Here is an 18,650-nt window from a genome sequence, read left to right on the forward strand (position 1 = left end):
CGCCAGCAAGGGCGGGCTGCCCGTTTGAGGTGTCTATCTATACGTCACAAGCAGTTCGGAAGTCCGAGCATCTGACCGGTAATGAACAGATAATCGATCAGTATGGTAATGTCACCGATCGTTACGTCATCACAGGTCGGGCTTGCACCACCGGACTGGTTGATATCCGCTTCAGGCAGACAGACGATGATCCCGTCGCAAGTTCCCGTAATGAACTTGGCATCGATCATTACGGTCACGTCGCCGATTGTCGGTTCGTCGTCACCGCTGTTGTTAGCATCGCCCACGCGCAGGACGCAGCAACTGCCGCCGGCACACTGGAAGGTCGAGCAATCCTGACCGGCGTACCAGGTACCGCCGTAGGCAGCCTTGCAATCCTCCTCAGTCGTATTGGCGCACTGCGGCGGCGTACCATAGCAGCACGCGCCGGTAGGCACCGGTGTCGGACACTGGAACGTGGCGCAGTTCTGGCCCGCGTACCAGGTACCGCCATACACGGAATGGCAGTCAAGCTGACTCGTGGTCGCACAACCCTGCGTGCCGTCAGCCGACAGGTAGCAGCAGGCCCCCAGCTCGTGCGGGACGGGACACTGGAAGGTCGCGCAATCCTGACCGGCATACCAGGTGCCGCCGTAAACGGCCTGGCATTCGGCCTGGGTGGTGTTCACGCAGGACGGAGCCGCCGGATCGCCGTAGCAACAGGCGCCCCTCGGCGGGTCGTCCGGACAGTTGAACGTGGCGCAATCCTGACCGGCGTACCAGGTGCCGCCATAGAGCTTGCGGCAGGCCGCCTTGGTGGTATTCACACAGGCCGGTCCGGCAGCATCGCGGTAGCAGCATGCCCCCAGTCTCGGACGCGGCGGACAATCGAAGGTCGCGCAGTTCTGTCCGGCATACCAGGTACCGTTGTACTGCAGTTTGCACAGATCCTCAGTGGTGTTGACACACGACGGACTGGCCGGATCGCCATAACAGCAGGCGCCGAGCGGCTGCGGATCCGGACAGGTGAACGTAGCACAGTTCTGTCCAAGATACCAGGTGCCGCCGTAGATCTTGACACACGCTTTGTGCGTCGTGTTGATGCAGTGCATCACACCGGCAGCGTCGGCGTAACAGCAGGCTCCCTGAGGCTGCTGCTGCGGACAGTTAAACGTGGCGCAGTTCTGGCCCGGATACCAGGTGCCGTTGTACGTCTGGATACAATCGGACTCAGTGGTGTTAACACAGGTCGGTCCAGCAGGTCCGATGTAGCAGCAGGCGCCGGTCGGTGACACCGGTTCACAGGCGTCATCAACCCCATTACCGTTGTTGTCACCCAGACACATGGAACCGTCACCCTGGTAGATTCCGGTTACACCGGTGGCGGTGTGCTCGCAGTCAAACTGCGTGACAATCGTGCACGAACCGTCCGGCCAGCAACAAGCGCCGAACTGAGGTTGACCTTCTCCTCCGATGATCCTGAAGGCGAGGTCGATCGACTCACCGACCCTCGGATGATTCGGTGGGTAGATCAGCTCCTGCCAATCGAGAGTTGAGGCTGAGAGGTCGATACCGATCGCCCAGGTAGCGTCATCGTTAAAGTGCGGGCTTCCTGAAGTCTTCCAGCCAAACAGCGTGCCCTGCTCATCGGGATAAGCCTGTACGTCGAGCCACAGCACTACGGGATTGGCCGGGGTGCCTTCCTGGAAGCAGAGGTCAGGCGGCAACTGGAAGATGTACTCCCAGCATACCTGATCTCCCTGCGGCCACGGAGTCCACTGGTACGGCGGCGTCATCCAGCCTTCTCTCAGGCCGGTCTTATGAGCCTTCACCGTGAACGGCAGGTTCTGCAAGAGACAGATCAGCTCGCCCGGACGGCTATAAGAACCCGGCTGCGCCGGAATATCGGCGTGAATGCTCAGGATGAACCTGACCCTCCGGGGGTCTCCGAACGGGAGCCGATCGAGATACCACGATCCAAACACATGGATTTCCCTGATCGGACCGGATACCGTACACAGGAAGTCGTCGGCGAGAACGTACGGCGGCGCGCCCGGGATATTAGTGGCGTTCACGTCGAATCCGGTGAACTCAACATCGGGCAACTGCTCCCACTTGTACGGTGGGTCGGGACGCTCACAAGCGTCGTCAACACCATTGCCGTCGAGATCACCCTGGCACGGCACACCGTCGCCCTGATAAACACCACCGCCGGTCAGGCACTTCGCTTGAGTCACGACCGTGCAGGTACCGTCAGACCAGCAACATGCGCCGCGTTTGGTCGGCTGTTCGCACGCGTCATCGAAGCCGTCACCGTCGCTGTCACCCAGACAGACAGAGCCATTGCCAAGATAGAGACCGCCCGCGGCCTGACACAGGGACTGGAGCGTCACCATACAAGTGCCATTCGGCAAGCAGCAGGCACCGCGAACAAGTGCCGATCCGCACGCGTCGTCGACACCGTCGCCATCGAGGTCGCCAAGGCAGACAGTGCCGTCGCCCAGATACAGGCCGCCCTGCTGCTCGCAATCGATGGCCGTTGTCACGAAGCAATTGCCGTTGGGACCGCAGCAGGCGCCGGTGACCGTAGAACCGCCAGTTATAACAAAGGAAAGGTCGAGCGATTGCGTAAAGTTAGGCGGTTCATAAAGGTCACGCCATGGGACTGGCGAACCTGGGGTGCCTTGCTGCAGACGTATCGTAGCGGTAGTGGAACCGGACATTCCGGCTAAGGGTCCGCCCGGAGCACCTACAAAGTCGATGCGATATTCGATGTCGAAGAAGCTATCTATGTTCCAGTTTCCGTCGGGCAACCGGGTTAGTGTCGTATGGCCGGGACTTGGCATACCAAATCCGCTTCCGGCAGTTATCCGCAGAAGATCGAAATCGGGGTCACCGGGCGGGAGAGTCAACTGGAGTTCAACCATCTCTGTCGGGAAACTCTGTGGAGATGTCCCGGGAGTACGTGGGCCGTTGTCACTGACCGCTGGTTGGGGGGTCTGTACGAAGACCTGCCTCACAAACCCAGCCAGGTCTCCCGTCCCCTGCATCCGCAGCTCCATCATGGCGGGCCACTGCGACCGTGTGCCACCAAGGGTACCACCGGGAGATTCTGACGCGCCTATCGCCCTGAGGGTAGGCTGGCATTCAATCGTCGAACCCGGCGGCAAGCCGTCTATGATCCTCATCACATCGGTGCTGCCGAAGTCACAATCGGCCGGGACCGTTGTAGTACCACCGCCGTTGTCCGGCCTCACGCAGGTTCCATCCGAAGTTGGTGGAATGAACACGGCATCGTCGTTGAAATGCCAGGTGGACGATTTCCAACCCCATTCATATAAGACGGGGTCAGGTTCCAACTCCGCTGATATGCACAACCAATAGATGGTTCCAGCTACCTGATCAAACCACTGGCTTGGCTCCAGGAGCAGATCGTATTGCCAGTATTCATCATGGTCATCAAATTCGAAAAACGGCGCTCTCGGGTTAAACCAACCTTCGAGGGTACCGGGTCGTATGGGAGTCATCACATACTTGCTCAGAATCTGTTCCCAGAGGAGGTTACCGGGGTGGCTGTACGGAGCATCCACACCGGCCGGGACATCGGAGTAGATCTTCACATGAAAAGCCCTTATCCGTCCGGCCTGACCAAACCTCCAAGAACCCCAGAAGTGAATATCCTTCACCGGTCCGGTTTCACCGCACATCCAGTCGTCGGCTAACACATCGGGGTAGGTGGCATATACATCCCAGCCCCGCTCATCAGGTAACTGCGGTGGATTCTCCATCTTGTGATCCTGTCCCGGCATCCACCCTGGGCAGCCCTGATAGACGCGAATCGTGCCGGTGGTCGAACCCGACATGCCGGAAAGCGGACCCCCGGGAGCACCCACGAAGTCTATGCGGTATTCGATGTCAAAGAAGCTGTCCACATTCCAGTCGTTGCCGGCGGCTTTCAGGATGGTCACATGTCCGGGGCTGCCCATGCCGAACGCAGTACCGGCCGTGACTCGCAACAGGTCAAAGTCCGGATCGCCTTGCGGAAGTTGGCCCTGTAGGCGCTGTAAATCGGTGTCGAAAGGCTGAATGGGGTCACCGGGCATTCGCGGGGCGCTGTGAACCTCGCCCACAGCCCACATCTGCACGTCACGCATATACCCGGCTAGCGATCCAGTGCCGGTCATCGGCATCCTAATAAGGCCATCAAACTGGGCAACCTCTCCCCCAAGCACTCCTCCCGGGTTGACCGAGGTCAGGCTGAGGGCAATGATTTCGATGGGGATTTCGATGGTCGTTCCTGGCGGTAGACCGTCGATGATCTTGGCGGTCTGGCCACAGCATGGTCGGTGCACACAGGATGTCGGGTAGTCGACCGTGCCGGTACCGTTGTCGGGCGCCGAGCATGGCGTGCAGTCATAGCCATTGGCCGGCGAGAAAACCAGGAGACACAGGAACGTGGTACATAATACCGCGTACGACATGGCGCGAGGCCATGACGGAAACCAAATACGCATACACTCCTCCTATAGGATTGGACTACCGGTCGAGACCAAATGCAGGCGGTCTCAACATCTCTTTCAGAGCTTACGTACGACGCGATTGATGCTTTCTGGTGCTTCTTATGCAGACTATACGGTATTGAAATGCGTTTGTAAAGGATAATTTAGGTCGATTTAGGCTATATTACAAGAAATATTTCAGACGGTCGCGCGGCCGCGCGTAGTGCGGCCCGGCGACGACGCTATAACTTATTGTTAATTCGGATCTTAAGTATGCGGAGGCCCCGCCGTTCCAACCCCCCTTGGCGGCGCACCGGCGGCAAGCTGTCGGGCGGGGTCGCTCGACTTCGCACACTGAAGGTCGGTGCCTGTCGTGCCTCCCGCTGCGCCAGGATTCAGGACGTGAGCATTAGACAGGTCGCCGTCGACCTTTCGGCCTGACTTGCAATAGAAGCGCCAGCACCAGAAGCGCTCCCAGCGAGATCAGAAGCCAGTACACGCCAATGATCGGGAGCAAAACAGTGGTAGTAAGAAGGGCGCCGAGAGCAGAACCGCACAGTTCGGCCGCATAGCCGAGACCACGGTTGGCCCGCGCGGGGGCGGCATAGTAGCTGCGAGTAGCAGCGATAAACAGAGACCCTGTGGCCAGGGCGACTACAAATAGAAACAGCAGGTGGTATATGAGTGCGAGGCGAAAGTCAACCCGGTGCCAGGTCAGCGCTAACGCGATGGTCGCCGCAAGGAGAGTAGCGACTGACAGCACACCAAGACCTTGTCCCACGGTTCGGGCGGCCAGCCACGTGCCCAGTGACAGACCAAGCATGAAGACGCCCACCAGCATGGCGAGATGGACGTACAGGGAACCCGCCGTCGACTGATACAAGTAAAATGAAACCAGTTCCAGCGACAGGGATACGAGACCGGCGGTGACATATAAGAAGAGGCCGACGCGGGTGCTGTCGCGACTCTTTGCCGCCCACCAGAGAAAAGTCAGCAGGCCAAGCGGGAGGGCCGTGAGCCAATAAGGATTTCCGAGTACGATACGCGCGAACGAGCGGTCGGCCTGGCTCGCCCTGGCGCGATACCAGGACTCTTTCGTCGCCAGACGCGGCTGGGCGATGCTGTTGGCCACCTGAGACATCGCTAGCACGTCCTCGATCCGCTCGGTTTTCATGATCCCGAGGCGGTCCCCGAGATAGGCCTCGTTGACATACCGTGTCTCGTACGGCAAATCCTCGATTCGCGCCAGGATCGTGTCAAACGGCAGGTCGAGATCGGCCCGGTCGGAGGCCAGCAGCAACGTTTCGGTCCCCGGCCAGGCGATTACTTGCGCGAACGAACCTCTGAGCGTGCTTGCGATCGTGGCGAGCAGGTCGGCGGTTCCAGCGCTGACATAGCGATCGGTATCGTAGCCGGTCGCAAGAACCAAAACGCCCTCGGGGTTGAGTGTTCGTCTGACCAAGTCGAAAAACCGACGGGTGACCACACGGCTATTACGGTAGGTATCGAGGCGACCGGCCTTGACAATGACTACATCGAACGCACCATTGGTCGATCCGGAGAGATACGCCACGGGATCTTGATTGATCCGGCTCACTTCGCGGACAACGGGCAAAAACGTGTCGATGCGCCCCGAAATCCCCACTCTCGGATCGACAGCGGTCGCTCGCAGCCCACCGAGCTTCGAAACCAGCGAGCCGAATCCGAATTCCGCGCGACCGATCAGCAGCGCTGATTGGGCAGTCGGGCTATACGATATCGGCGGGATTAGCAGGTTCTCCGATGTTTCAATGTCCCCAGACGTAGCCTCGACAGTATTATCTGTAATCAGTACAATGCTACTATCCCGGGAGAGCAGCACTTGATGACCGTATGGCGTATCGAACGACTGCTCGACCACATAGCCGGTGAACTTGGCGCGATCGCAAGCATGATCGATGGAACGTCCGGCTCCCGTGGCGATGATTAGTACCAGCACGACCGCCGCGGCGGACAGCGGCAACCAGCGGTGTCGTACCGCCCCTATCGCCGCCCCGGGCAGTATCACCATCCCAGTGGAGTAGCAAAGGCCGAGGTTGCCTAGCGATGCCCCTACCAAAACGGTAAGGAAGATCCCCGCGAGGAAAGCGCCGAGTCCCTCGAAGAGGTAGACCGTTCCGATGGCCGTGTCGGCACTTCTCCCCTTCCTCGCGACAACCGGAAAGAGCCACCCTGCCAGTACCCCGACAGGTGCGACAGCGACAATAGACAGAGGTATAGCGGTAGTCAGGGGGATCGCCTCACCAATCGTAGTGGTCACTAAAAGGGGAGAGAAACGAACGGCAACCAGAGCTACCGGAACCAGAAACACGCCGAGCACGAAGAGCGCACGGGGGCTGAGTTCATTGGCCCTTCTCCCCCCGAGCCAGGCTCCCAGCGCGACCCAAATCAGCCAGCCAAAGAGTGCGGTGCCGACTAATAGCTCCGCCCCGCCGAAGGCTGTGATCAGTTCCCGAAGCAGCAACACCTGGCTGGAGGTAGCCAGGAATCCGAGCAGAATACTGTCGCGGATCATGCGAACCGGCCCGGAATGTCGTGCCGGCACGAACTGCACTTGCCGCCGGCCAGTCCGACCACTCGTGTGCTGTAGCCGCGCCTCTCGATCACCATCGCGCCGCATCCGGGGCAGTAAGTGGATTCCGCCTTATGCGCGGGAAGATTACCCAGGTAGACGTACTCGAGCCCTTCGGCCCGGCAGATCTGATAGGCCCGTTCAAGGGTCTTCTGAGGAGTGATCGGCAGCTCGGTCAGCAGGTACTGCGGATGAAAGCGCGAGAAATGTACCGGCACATCGACACCCAGAAAAGTCTTTACCCATCGGGCGAGTTTGGTAAACTCATCATCCGTGTCATTAAGAGTAGGCACCACGAGATTGACTATTTCCAACCAGATCCCGGCCTCGCGCATCTGGATGAGCCGGTCGAGCACCGGTTTTAGCTCACCGCGGACAACGTCTCGATAGTATGACTCGCGGATCGCCTTGAGATCGACCTTGATGGCATCGAGTTGTGGAATCAATTCACGTAGCGGCTGCTCGTCAATGTAGCCGCCGGTAATCATCACCGACTTAATCCCGTGCTTATGGCCGAACTCGGCCATATCAAACATGTATTCGTAAAAGATGACCGGCTCAGAGTAGGTGTAGGCGATTGTCGGGACATTCCGTGCGCGGCAGGTTTCGACTGCGTCCTGTGCGGTGAATTCGTAGTTAGTAGTCTGTTCGGGCCGAGCCTGCGAGATCTCCCAATTCTGGCAGAACTTGCAGTCAACATTACAGCCTGCCGTAGCCAGCGAGAGCGCCGTGGTGCCCGGAAAGAAATGAAAAAACGGCTTCTTCTCTATCGGGTCTATATTCAGCGAGCAGGGCAGGTTGTAGACGAGCGTATAGTAAACATCGCCCCGGTTTTCGCGGGTGCCACAGAAGCCGCGCTCGAGATCGGTGACACGGCAATGCCTTGGACAGATGCCGCACTCGATCCCGCCGCCCTCGAGTTTTCTGTAATGGCGGGCTTCGACTGCCGACAGCTTATCGGCAACATCAAATGCCCAAGCGTTTTGAACCCCACCCAGCACCTGCGGCCAGAACGGCGACTGTACCACCCCCGTAGCTGCAGTCCCACAGCCGACACATTTCAGAAAATCCCGCCGGTTCATCCGAACAGCCTCCCGGCTTCGGCGTGGCCCAGATCATCGACCAGCAGCACTTTCAGGTCGATCTTCGCCAGATCGGCCTCGCCCAAGCCGATAGATTTGGCTGTCCGCAAATACCTGACTTCGCGCCCGGACTGCGCCAGCGTAGGACGGCCGTTTCTCTCCCGCAGGTGTTCGACTATCTCCAGTCCGACTCGGTCCGCGGCCACCGGGTCGCGCGAGATAATCAACGCGCCGAACTTAGCCACAAACCGATCCACATAACCGGGACCGCCGTCGTACTGCACGCGCATGGCGTCGATAATCGTCAGTCGGTTTTTTTGCCGAATCGGTGCCAGATTGTTGACATGAGCGCAATACGGGTCACAGCAGTCAGCATGGAACTTGTTCGGATTATGAATCGCCCCGTACATGTTCTTCATACCGGCCGATAGCCCGGCGATAGAGTGATCCTTGAGCACGGGCAGGTTTATGCTCGAGTCAATCATTTCCGTCATAATGCGGCTGACTAACGAGCTCACCTGACCGAAGGAGCTGAACTCGGACGCATACCCGACCCCGTTGGCATCGGTACCCAGACACCTCACCCCCCGGCCAGCGGCGTTAAGCGTGAAGCCGCCATCGGCCAGTTCCCGGCTGGTGCGCTCCCAGATGATCAGATCGTTGGCCTCGAATCCGTGGTCCATCAATATAACAGTCAGGGCATCGACAAGCGCCACCGGCGTGGAATTGAAGCGCCTGGCCAGGCAACTGGTCTTGAAACCCACCACCCCACCTTGCAGAATTGTGGACAGAATGGAACCAACGTTGGGAGCGCTGTTGAGGTTGGACAGCCCAGCCTCGAGGAGCCGCCGATAGGTCCGGGTATCGACTCCGCCGTCGATCGACCCTTCAGCCCGCTTGACAACCACCACTCTGCTCATACCGATATTATAATGTTTTGTTTTTGGACGCTACAGCGGATTTGGGATGGGAACCGCCTGAATCGTGATTTCAGGTCGAAAATTATCGTGGACAGATGGTGTCGGTCATATTTATTATGAGTTAGGAACCGGCGTACAAATCTACCTTCCCGCCCCGGTCCGCAGACACGATTGGCCTGCCACATGATTCTACTCCTGTTTCTCGGCGCAGCGTTACTGGTTGGAGCTGATGTCGCACTGGCTCAGCCTCAAGGCGGCCCAGACAACCTCCACGAGTCTGCCGTCAGTGCTCTGGCTTCGATGCCGCTGGCGTTTACTGAAAACGCGGGCCAGTGGGACAGCCAGGTTTTGTACAGGGCCAACGCCGGAGATATGGCGATCTGGATTACGTCAGATGGCGTCACCTATCAGTTGGCGCGACGTTCCGAGGAACTGGCGTCAGGTTACGATCCCGGTGCACCGGGCACGCCACCCGCGAGTGTAGAAACCAGATTGCTCAGGTCGGTTCTTGTCGGCGCTAATCCCCGGCCGGGTGTGTCCCGTGAGCGGCGCATGGCGTACACCTGCAATTACTTCCTGGGCAACGATCCAGGATTATGGCGCACCGACGTACCCAACTACGAGTCAGTAGTAGTGACAGACGTATACCCCGGAATCGACCTCGCTTTTTACGGAAACGGTCGCAGAATGGAGTATGATTTCCGCGTCTCGGCCCGAGCGGACCATGCGCGCATCCGGATCGAATATCAGGGAGCCGACAGTCTGGCGATTACGAGCGATGGCGCTCTGGAAATTACGAGCGGATGGGGAAAACTAAGAGAATTGGCGCCGGTGGTTTACCAGGAGGTCGGCGGCAAGCGCAAGGCGATATCAGGCCGCTATCAGTTTCACGACAAGCACTCGTTCGGGTTTCTCCTTGGCCCCGAGTACAACCCCGCGCTTCCTGTTGTCATAGATCCGGTGCTCGTGTACAGCACCTACTTGGGAGGAACTTCGAACGATGCCGGCAGAGGGATCGCGGTTGATTCCGCCGGCGCAGTCTATATAGCCGGGGAGACATTCTCCTCGAATTTTCCCACCATGAACCCGTTGCAACCGACCCGGCTCGGCTATCTCAGCGCATTTGTCACCAAGCTGTCGAGTTCCGGCAACTCGCTGGTTTACAGTACTTACCTCGGTGGTAGTGTGACCGATGCGGCCTCGGCAATTGCGGTCGCCGCCGACGGCTCAGCCATTGTGGCCGGGTTTGCGTCCTCCAGCGATTTCCCCACCCACAATCCGCTCCAGGGACAGTACGGCGGCGGGGTGGCCGACGCGTTCATCGCCAAGCTATCCAGCCAGGGCAATAGTCTGTTGTACAGTACATATCTCGGCGGCAGCGACTGGGACCAGGCCACCGCTATCGCGGTGGGCAGTACCGGCGCGGCGTACGTGACTGGGTACACCCTGTCAGACGATTTCCCCACGCTTGATCCGTTCCAGGAGTCAAATCAGGGCGATTATGATGCCTTTGTCGCCAAGCTAACAGTGGGCGGCGCCCGTCTGCATTTCAGCACTTACCTCGGCGGAATCTCTACCGATGCCGGAAACGCCATCGCGGTCGACCTCGCCGGATCCGCCTATGTGACCGGGCGAACCCTGTCACCTTGGTTCCCCATCAGTAATGAATTCCAGGGTTCGCTGCAGGGATACTATCAAGATGCCTTTGTGTCCAAGTTTGCCCCCCTCGGCGACAGCCTTATCTTCAGCACTTACCTGGGCGGCGAGAACGATGACTACGGTTCGGCAATCGCTATCGATAAGCTCGGGGCAACATACGTGGTCGGAAGAACCAGGTCGACAGCCTTTCCAACCCGCGATGCTCTTCAGGACAATAACGCAGGTGGTTACGACGCATTCGTCACGCGCCTGGCGTACGGAGGCGACAGCCTGATTTTCAGTACCTACCTGGGCGGCTCCGGCGACGATTATGGGTTGGCAGTCTGTGTCGACGCCCTCGGGGCGGTCTTTGCTGCCGGACGGACTGCGTCCTCGGACTTCACAACACTGGATGCCTACCAGAACAACTTTCGGGGAGGCGCCTCGGACGCCTTCGTTGCCCGACTATCCGGTCTCAATGGTAGCTCGATTTATAGTAGCTACCTCGGCGGATCCGGTGTAGATGTATGCTACAGCGCAGCCACCAACCGCGCCGGAACGGTCTTCTTATCGGGGTTCACCGAGTCCAATGACTTTCCCACGCTCACCCCGTACCAGGGCGTTCTCAATTCGCTGGGGGCGGATGTGTTCGCGGTCAAGTTCTATGATAGTCTGTCTGAAGACCAGGACGACGACGGCATACCCGACGTGCTTGATAACTGCCCGGCGCACTCCAATCCCGGGCAGGAAGATGTCAATTTGAATGGCGTTGGGGACGCGTGCGAGGACTGCTGCACCGGACGAGTGGGCGACGCCAACGGCAGCGGTGAGGACGAGCCGACCATCGGAGACGTGAGCGTGATGATCGACGCCAAGTTCATAGCCGGGAGCTGCGCGGGCATTTTGGCTTGTTTGAGCGAAGCCGATATCAACCAATCCGGGGGAGTCTCGCCGAGTTGCGAAGATGTAACTATCGGGGATATCTCCGTGTTGATCGACTATCTGTTCATCAGCGGTCCCAATTCGGCCATCCTGCCAGACTGTTTCTGACTTCACGTTTTGTCCTCATCGAGGTTCGCGCCATGGTTTGGTAGTGACGTGGCAAACTCCAAGACAGCGTCTGTGGTCGCAACAAAAGAGTCAATTCGGTCTTGCCTTTATGGTTGCGCGGCGGTAGTTTGAGTGGCCAATAGAACCGCATCAAGTGAGAAACCATGGGTCGTCGTGATTCGAAAGGACGGTTAGTTCTATGAGAACTCTGTTCGCAGCCATGATGCTATGCCTGGGCGCCGGCGCTGCCGGTCTCACCCAGGACCAACCACAAACCATGCCCGCGACCGCGCCGTCGCTAAGCGCCGAGGCCGAGGTCTGCACGGCAGTTGTTGACCGCATGCCGTCGGGCGGCGGCACTATTTTCGGCGCCGATGTGGGCACGTTGTGCTGCTGGAGCCGGATTACCGGCGCGGTCGGCGAGACCACGATCGTACACATCTGGTCGTACAACGGCAAAGAGATGGCCGTGGTGGAACTTCCAGTAAGGAGCAGTTCCTGGCGGACACACAGCCGCAAGAATATACTGCCCGAGTGGACCGGTAACTGGGAGGTAAAGGTGGTGGACGCCGACGGTAACACTCTCAAATCGGTCGCGTTCACTGTTGGTACGGCCACCACCCAGTAGCCTGGCGGTGGTCATGGCGGGAGGGACGTACAGCGGGTTGTCTGGAAGACGGCTTACTCAACGGGTTGACTAGCGCAGTGCATTATCTTCACCGCGCTGGGAACCTTGCGGCTCCCAACATAGTTCTTGAATGTGGACTGAGATCAGCAGCATCGTCCTGGGGCGATGAATCAATCATCGCATGCCCCCCTGGTCTCCTGTCAATACAAATGTGTGCCTGATTCTAATCCGCTTAGGATCGGTTCACGCATGGCGTTTCGGACAAGGTGAAACGAGGACAGAAAGCCGCTGTCCCCAGCGAACAGTCAGGAGATTTCCACATGACCAGGAGCACACGAATCGTAACGGCACTGGTGTTGCCGGCAGTCATGGCGATGCCACCCGCGACCCAGGCCACTATACGCAACATCAGCGTTGTCAACTTCGCCTTTACGCCCGAGAACACGGTGGCAAACGTGGGGGACACTATCCGGTGGACCTTCGTGGCCGGGATACATACGTCCACGTCCGATCAGGGCTCGCAAAAGATATGGGATTCCGGTAACAGGTCTTCCGGCACATTCGATATTGTGATAAATCCCTCTGACGGCCCGGGTCCCTTCCCCTACACCTGCACGGTACACTCGACACTCATGTTCGACACTATTCTGGTTTCGGCGACCAACGACGGCGACGGTGACGGCGTTGCCGATATATCCGACAACTGCCCGTTCGTGCCCAATCCGACCCAGGTAAACAACGATATGGACGGCTACGGAGCCGCCTGCGACTGCGATGACACCCGGGCAAATGTGTACCCCGGTGCGCCGGAGATTTTCGGCGACGGCATCGACCAGGACTGCAATGGTACCGACGCCGTCATTTGTTTTGTAGACGCCGACATGGACGGATTTGGTTCACCGACTATGATTATAGCCACCGACGGCAGTTGCGATCTGGCCGAATTGGAGTCGTCGGTCTCGACCGATTGTAACGACAACAATCCGACAGTCTTCCCCGGCGCGACCGAGGTCCCAGATGACGGTATCGATCAGGACTGCAATGGTACCGACGCCGTTACTTGCTTTGTCGATGCCGATTCCGACGGATTCGGCGCGGCGGGCATGACGGTGATTTCACCTGATGGCGTCTGCGACGCCGGCAGCAACGAGTCGGATTTTGATACCGATTGTGATGACTCTAACCCGACCATATACCCGGGTGCGCCGGAGATCCCCAACGACGGTATCGATCAAGACTGCGACGGATCCGATCAGACGGGCACCTGCTGCCGGGTCAGGGTGGGCGACGCCAACAACAGCGGCGAGGACGAACCGTCTATCGGCGATGTGACGGTCATGATCGATGCCAAGTTCATCACAGGGACCTGCGATGGGGTTATTAGCTGCCTGCTCGAGGCGGATATCAACCAGTCCGGCGGTCTGACTGCAACCTGCGATGATATCACGATTGGCGATATCACCGTCCTGATTGACTATCTGTTCATCACCGGGTCGTCGCTTGGTTTGCCCGACTGCCTGTAGTCCGGTGTTCGGGCAGTTGAGAGTTCTGCAGCAAAGACCTGCTTCTTCCAGTTTAAGGCAGGCCGCATTCTGGCGAGGCCTGTCTTTGCTTGTGCCGAGTTCGGGCCAATGGCCGGCGATGCGCGGCGAACATTATGTTCTCTCCAGTGGTTCTCTAGACTAGAGTGTTCCGCCGGAGAGGTGCCATGCCAAAACTAACAGCTATCGCCACTGCCGTGCCGGCGTACCGGGTGTCTCAGGATCAGGCCCGTACCTTTGCCGCACGCCTGTTTGGCGAACACCTTTCCGATATCGATCGCCTTATGCCCTTGTTTGACAACGCGGGAATCCAGTCACGCTATTTCTCGGTGCCGGTGGAGTGGTTCGCCACCGACCATTCGCTGGACGAAAAGAATCAACTTTATATCGAGTCGGCCACCCGCCTGGGGGCTGAGGCCGCCCAGCAAGTTCTGAATCGAACCGGCACCGACTCTGCTCAAATCGATTACATCATCTACGTAAACACCACTGGTCTGGCGACACCGTCGATCGATGCGCGTCTAATCAATGTCCTCGGCTTACGCCGAGATATACGCCGCACCCCTATCTGGGGACTCGGCTGCGCCGGCGGCGCGGCGGGCCTCGCCCACGCGTATCACTACCTGCTGGGACACCCGGACCACCGGGTTCTGCTGGTGGCGGTCGAACTATGCGGTCTGACATTTATCCGGGACGACTATTCCAAGAGCAACCTGGTAGCATGCGCCTTATTCGGCGAAGGAGCGGCCGCAACTCTCGTTTGTGGCGATGAGCTTCACTCTGAGGGACTCACTATACTGGACACTAAAAGTAGCTTTTACCCCGATTCCTTGAGCGTCATGGGCTGGAACATCGTGGCTCGCGGTATGCAGGTCGTGTTTGACCGTCGCATTCCCGATATCGTCGCTCAGCACGCCGCGGCCGAACTGGATTCTTTCCTCGCCAAACACAATCTGGATCGCGCGAGCATCAACTACTTCTTGTACCACCCCGGAGGCGTGAAAGTGGTTCAGGCGTACGAATCAGCTTACGGCGTCAACGGCGACCTCTTTGCCCTCTCGCGCGCGATCCTTCGCGACTACGGCAACATGTCATCGGTGTCGGTGCTCTTTGTCATCAGCCGCTTTTTGCAGGAGAATACGCCGCAGCGGTCGGGTTACGGTCTTGTCTCCGCCCTCGGGCCGGGCTTCTGCTCCGAGTCGCTTCTGGTGCAATGCTAATGGCAGCTTCGGGTCAATAGACATTTGTCCGTGCGCGGCCCGCCGACGGCGGGTCCTCGTCTGCCGGTGTATCGAAGAAGGACTTGGATGGGACAGCCTCGGGAGGCCTGCCGCCCACGATTAGGAGTTATTCATTGGGAAGGCACTAGTTCCGGTCAGTAGACAGTTTGTTCTGCTGCACCTTGAGCGCAGCAAGAAAGGGTCGCCATCAATGGCGACCCTTTCCGGGATACACACAGTTCCATGTGGTAACGAGTTCAGAAATCGAACCGGAAGCCACTTCGAATCAGAAAGAGGCTGCCCGATTCAACCCCGTACACATAGCCGGCATCGTCGGCCAAATCCACGTATTCGCCATCAAGAGAGAAAGTGACGCCGCTGCCCATCAAATACTCAAAGCCAAGAATCGTCTGCAGAAGCGAGTAATCTAGATTCGAGTATTCATGCAGATTGCCAAAAGTGAAGTCCTGGTGGGTTAGATTACCTTCAATCTGTTCCGTCACATCCGGCATTACGACAGGATCTGACTCGGCCGATGCCTGGCTGAAAGTGACACTTCCATTCACCCCGAGCCGAGAGGTCGCTTTGCCGGAAACGCTCAGATACAAGCTGGCAACCTTGTTTTCGAAATCAACCATGGCATAAGTCGAGCCAAAGTGCTTGGGCAAACTCACACTATTTGAGCCGACACTCACGGTGTCGGTAAAGAGATGGCCTGCTCAACCGTCGAACAACGCGACCGCTACCGGCCCACGTGAATTGTCAAGCGAGTAGCTCAGACCTCCTGTGAATGACCAGCGGGTCTCGGGGAGATAGCTCAATGCGACATTACCGGACAAGCTCTGGCGTCTCACATCGAGTGAATCCAGGTCACCGTTCTTGTCATAGACCCCCTTCAAAACGAAATTGAGACTGGTTTTGCCTGAGGGGCGATAAGCCGCCGTAAGTTGCCCCTCGTGAGAGTCAGTAGGTTCTGTCGTGATCGCTTGATAACGCAACTGCTCACGCTCGAAATAGAAACGGAAAGCAAACCCTGGGAGGGTGCGCTGAAGGATCTCCCGTCCTCTGGCTTCAAAAACCCCTCGGCCAGATACAAACGGATCGGACGTCTTCTCCATCCGATAGCGGAATCCGGCACTGTACTTAAGCCCACGAGCATAATTCAGTTTCAACTGACCGTAGATCGTGCTGGAAACCAGATTGTCGCCAATATCAAAGTAGTCCTTCCGATCGATGCGATCCCAGCCTCCGAGCAGCGCCAGAGTCAGCCGAGGCGAGAGCCGTCGCTGCAGCTCGGCTGAGGCCTTGATCGTAGCCCGGTCCAGCGTGGAGTATCTGGTGTAGTCAAAGTTGGTAGTAGGTCCTGGTCGCCCATCGCGATAGAGAGGCATGTCGATGTAGGGGTCATCTGCGCTCACGTTTGCCACAGACGCTTTAACTGTAAGATGCGTGCGAGGTCCCAGTACCACTGCATAGTTGGCCGCGCCACTTACTGCCTTGCTCCGAAGTTCAGTTAGAGTATTCTCTACCTGCGAGTACGCAAGATTACCAGCGAATTGACCTTTACCTATCTCCCGCTTAACTCGAAGTTTATGAGTCACCTTCTGAGTTCGTGGTTTGACATTGGCGGCCAGGCTGGTGTCATCATAGTTCAAACGCGACGAGAATTCAGGACCCGATGACCCGTTGACGGGATGTTTGGCCTCATCAAAGAGCACTTGCGGGGGCATGGCCTCAGATTCGAACTTGCGATACCCGAACAGGTATCCCAGGTTGAACCGGTTTACCTCTCCCTGCACTCCCATCTCGATGGCGTGAGTCTTCTCCTTGATTGGAGCTTCCTGTGATGTCAGGTGGCAACTGAAGCAATGACTGGTCGTGATGCTCTGTTTCGATCCATCTTTAAGTACGGTTCGATGCGCGGCCATCAGCTTCATGTTGTGCTTCTCGGCCAGCTTCACACTAAGCCGCGAGAGAATCTCGCGCCGATGATAACTGTAGTCGGCATCAAGATCCGTAAGTTCGTGGGTCAGAATCTTGCCGCCGGGTGCGGTGGATAGCCACTCACGGGCTTCAACCTCGGTCAAACTATCCAGACCAGTCTGTCGACTCAGACTGCGATAGCCAAACCTCGCGCGAAAGCGGTCACCGACTGTGGTGGTCAGTTTACCCGCTATGTTTTCTTCGTCAAAGAAACGACCGTCGAAGGTCAGAATAGAGTTGGGTGAAAATGACTCATAGGCCAATCCGAGCTCGGGTCGAGCACTGTCGCCAGGTAGACGGTACTCTCCCACCTTCTTAGGATAGTCCGAGAAATCCGTATAGCGTCCACCCAACCAGATACTGTATCGGTCGATGGTCTGGGTCTCCTGTGCATTGACGGGGATCGACAACAGCAACGCCAGCCCGAGCATAAACCAGATTTGTTGTTTCATGACATCTTCTCCTCTATCTCGTCAATCCATTGCCGCCATCTGACGTCGCCTGCGACGGTAAGTCGCTACCATGGACCGACGCATGACATCGAGTACACTTCGTCAGCAATCCCGCTTTCCATGCGTCGGGAGTCGAGACGCCTGCGCGCTCCGGCGCCAAAGGAACACTGAAAGCACCATCGACCCCTTCTATCGTGGCGTGGAAGTGCATATCATGGCAGTTAAGACACAAAGTGGGCTCTGTTGCTCTGAGCAGGTTGTCCGCAACAGTCCCATGTGGCTTGTGACATATCATGCAGTCTTCAGTTACCGGGGCATGTTCATACACGAACGGCCCCTCAACATCGGCATGGCAACTCAGGCAAAGCTCCCGATTGCTGTCACCCTGAGTCAAAGCCACTGAGCCGCCGTGCGGATTGTGGCAATCCTGGCAAGTCAATCTGCCCTCAGCAATGGGGTGATGGGAAGGCATGCCGGCTGCCGCTCTTACATCAGTGTGGCAGGAGTAGCACATATCCGGTCCGGCGGTCACCTTGGAGTCGTATCCCCGACTATGGACTTGGTGGCATGAAGCACAATTCACTCCTGCAGAGTTGTGATGCGAGAAAGGCCACGAGTCGAATTGAGGGTCGTCGTGACACGACAAACAGAGCTCCTTGCCCCCGAATTGATCCATGCGTCCGGGATTGATTATCAGATTGGGATCTGACTGTTCGACGTGAGCAGCACCATCGGCATGACAGGCCTCGCACATTTTGTCGGCTAATGCCGGCCGATCGCTCAAATACTTGCCATGTGCGGTAGCTTTAAACTCCGCGGCCACTTTCTCGTGGCAAGTGGCGCAGGTCTCGTCAGGAATGCTACCGAGCACCGACAGCCAGCCAGTAGTGACCAAGCCGGAAACAAGCAGTCCCAACCTCGATAGCGAACGCACGAACCGGCGGAACTTACTGAAACATCTCATGTTACGGTCTCCTTCATACACCCAACCAGCGCTCTGGCAGCCCAACCTCGAGACTGAAGAGCCGGTCGGCATATTAGTTATTA

Annotated in this window: 11 protein-coding genes; 4 read left to right on the forward strand and 7 right to left on the reverse strand. The window is 57.8% G+C overall.

Annotated features, from left to right (window positions below):
• Positions 1-44 precede the first annotated feature (44 nt).
• From AB1772_02500 to AB1772_02515, 4 genes are all read right to left on the reverse strand, one after another.
• The gene (locus AB1772_02500; GenBank protein ID MEW5795209.1) at positions 45-4,493 is read right to left on the reverse strand and encodes a hypothetical protein; all 4,449 of its coding nucleotides are present in this window, start codon (positions 4,491-4,493) and stop codon (positions 45-47) included.
• A gap of 394 nt (positions 4,494-4,887) precedes the next feature.
• A complete protein-coding gene (locus tag AB1772_02505; protein MEW5795210.1) occupies positions 4,888-7,032 on the reverse strand; it encodes a hypothetical protein in 2,145 nt (714 codons plus the stop codon).
• The gene (amrS, locus tag AB1772_02510; protein MEW5795211.1) at positions 7,029-8,171 is read right to left on the reverse strand and encodes an AmmeMemoRadiSam system radical SAM enzyme; all 1,143 of its coding nucleotides are present in this window, start codon (positions 8,169-8,171) and stop codon (positions 7,029-7,031) included. Before amrS ends, AB1772_02505 begins: the two co-directional genes overlap by 4 nt.
• Positions 8,168-9,091 carry a DUF362 domain-containing protein gene (locus AB1772_02515; GenBank protein ID MEW5795212.1) on the reverse strand — a complete coding sequence of 308 codons (924 nt, stop codon included), beginning with the start codon at positions 9,089-9,091 and terminating at the stop codon, positions 8,168-8,170. The genes amrS and AB1772_02515 overlap by 4 nt, the downstream gene beginning before the upstream one ends.
• Positions 9,092-9,274: 183 nt before the next feature.
• Between AB1772_02515 and AB1772_02520 the strand changes: the two genes are divergently transcribed.
• The 4 genes from AB1772_02520 to AB1772_02535 all read left to right on the forward strand — a co-directional run bounded on the left by AB1772_02520 (position 9,275) and on the right by AB1772_02535 (position 15,168).
• A complete protein-coding gene (locus tag AB1772_02520) occupies positions 9,275-11,779 on the forward strand; it encodes an SBBP repeat-containing protein (GenBank protein MEW5795213.1) in 2,505 nt (834 codons plus the stop codon).
• A gap of 199 nt (positions 11,780-11,978) precedes the next feature.
• The gene (locus AB1772_02525) at positions 11,979-12,407 is read left to right on the forward strand and encodes a DUF2914 domain-containing protein (protein ID MEW5795214.1); all 429 of its coding nucleotides are present in this window, start codon (positions 11,979-11,981) and stop codon (positions 12,405-12,407) included.
• Between the two features lie 320 nt (positions 12,408-12,727).
• Positions 12,728-13,930, forward strand: coding sequence for a MopE-related protein (locus tag AB1772_02530; GenBank protein ID MEW5795215.1), 1,203 nt, complete (start codon positions 12,728-12,730; stop codon positions 13,928-13,930).
• 185 nt (positions 13,931-14,115) lie between these two features.
• Complete coding sequence (locus AB1772_02535) at positions 14,116-15,168, forward strand: 3-oxoacyl-[acyl-carrier-protein] synthase III C-terminal domain-containing protein (GenBank protein MEW5795216.1); 1,053 nt, start codon at positions 14,116-14,118, stop codon at positions 15,166-15,168.
• Between the two features lie 257 nt (positions 15,169-15,425).
• Here the strand turns inward: AB1772_02535 and AB1772_02540 are convergent, their stop codons facing one another.
• From AB1772_02540 to AB1772_02550, 3 genes are read right to left on the reverse strand one after another with little or no spacing between them, the layout of a single operon-like run.
• Positions 15,426-15,836 carry a hypothetical protein gene (locus AB1772_02540; protein ID MEW5795217.1) on the reverse strand — a complete coding sequence of 137 codons (411 nt, stop codon included), beginning with the start codon at positions 15,834-15,836 and terminating at the stop codon, positions 15,426-15,428.
• Between the two features lie 51 nt (positions 15,837-15,887).
• Positions 15,888-17,603, reverse strand: coding sequence for a GSU2204 family CXXCH-containing (seleno)protein (locus AB1772_02545; protein ID MEW5795218.1), 1,716 nt, complete (start codon positions 17,601-17,603; stop codon positions 15,888-15,890).
• 13 nt (positions 17,604-17,616) lie between these two features.
• The gene (locus AB1772_02550; GenBank protein MEW5795219.1) at positions 17,617-18,639 is read right to left on the reverse strand and encodes a GSU2203 family decaheme c-type cytochrome; all 1,023 of its coding nucleotides are present in this window, start codon (positions 18,637-18,639) and stop codon (positions 17,617-17,619) included.
• Positions 18,640-18,650: the final 11 nt, after the last annotated feature.

It is taken from the genome of Candidatus Zixiibacteriota bacterium (genome assembly GCA_040752815.1).
Classification (GTDB): domain Bacteria; phylum Zixibacteria; class MSB-5A5; order GN15; family FEB-12; genus JAGGTI01.

Excerpts from the sequence above, each read along its gene's own strand:
- amrS (MEW5795211.1), bottom strand. The coding sequence starts at position 8,171 with ATGAACCGGCGGGATTTTCTGAAATGTGTCGGCTGTGGGACTGCAGCT.
- AB1772_02530 (MEW5795215.1), top strand. The coding sequence starts at position 12,728 with ATGACCAGGAGCACACGAATCGTAACGGCACTGGTGTTGCCGGCAGTC.
- AB1772_02525 (MEW5795214.1), top strand. The coding sequence starts at position 11,979 with ATGAGAACTCTGTTCGCAGCCATGATGCTATGCCTGGGCGCCGGCGCT.
- AB1772_02550 (MEW5795219.1), bottom strand. The coding sequence starts at position 18,639 with ATGCCGACCGGCTCTTCAGTCTCGAGGTTGGGCTGCCAGAGCGCTGGT.
- AB1772_02505 (MEW5795210.1), bottom strand. The coding sequence starts at position 7,032 with ATGATCCGCGACAGTATTCTGCTCGGATTCCTGGCTACCTCCAGCCAG.
- AB1772_02515 (MEW5795212.1), bottom strand. The coding sequence starts at position 9,091 with ATGAGCAGAGTGGTGGTTGTCAAGCGGGCTGAAGGGTCGATCGACGGC.
- AB1772_02545 (MEW5795218.1), bottom strand. The coding sequence starts at position 17,603 with ATGAAACAACAAATCTGGTTTATGCTCGGGCTGGCGTTGCTGTTGTCG.
- AB1772_02500 (MEW5795209.1), bottom strand. The coding sequence starts at position 4,493 with ATGCGTATTTGGTTTCCGTCATGGCCTCGCGCCATGTCGTACGCGGTA.
- AB1772_02520 (MEW5795213.1), top strand. The coding sequence starts at position 9,275 with ATGATTCTACTCCTGTTTCTCGGCGCAGCGTTACTGGTTGGAGCTGAT.
- AB1772_02535 (MEW5795216.1), top strand. The coding sequence starts at position 14,116 with ATGCCAAAACTAACAGCTATCGCCACTGCCGTGCCGGCGTACCGGGTG.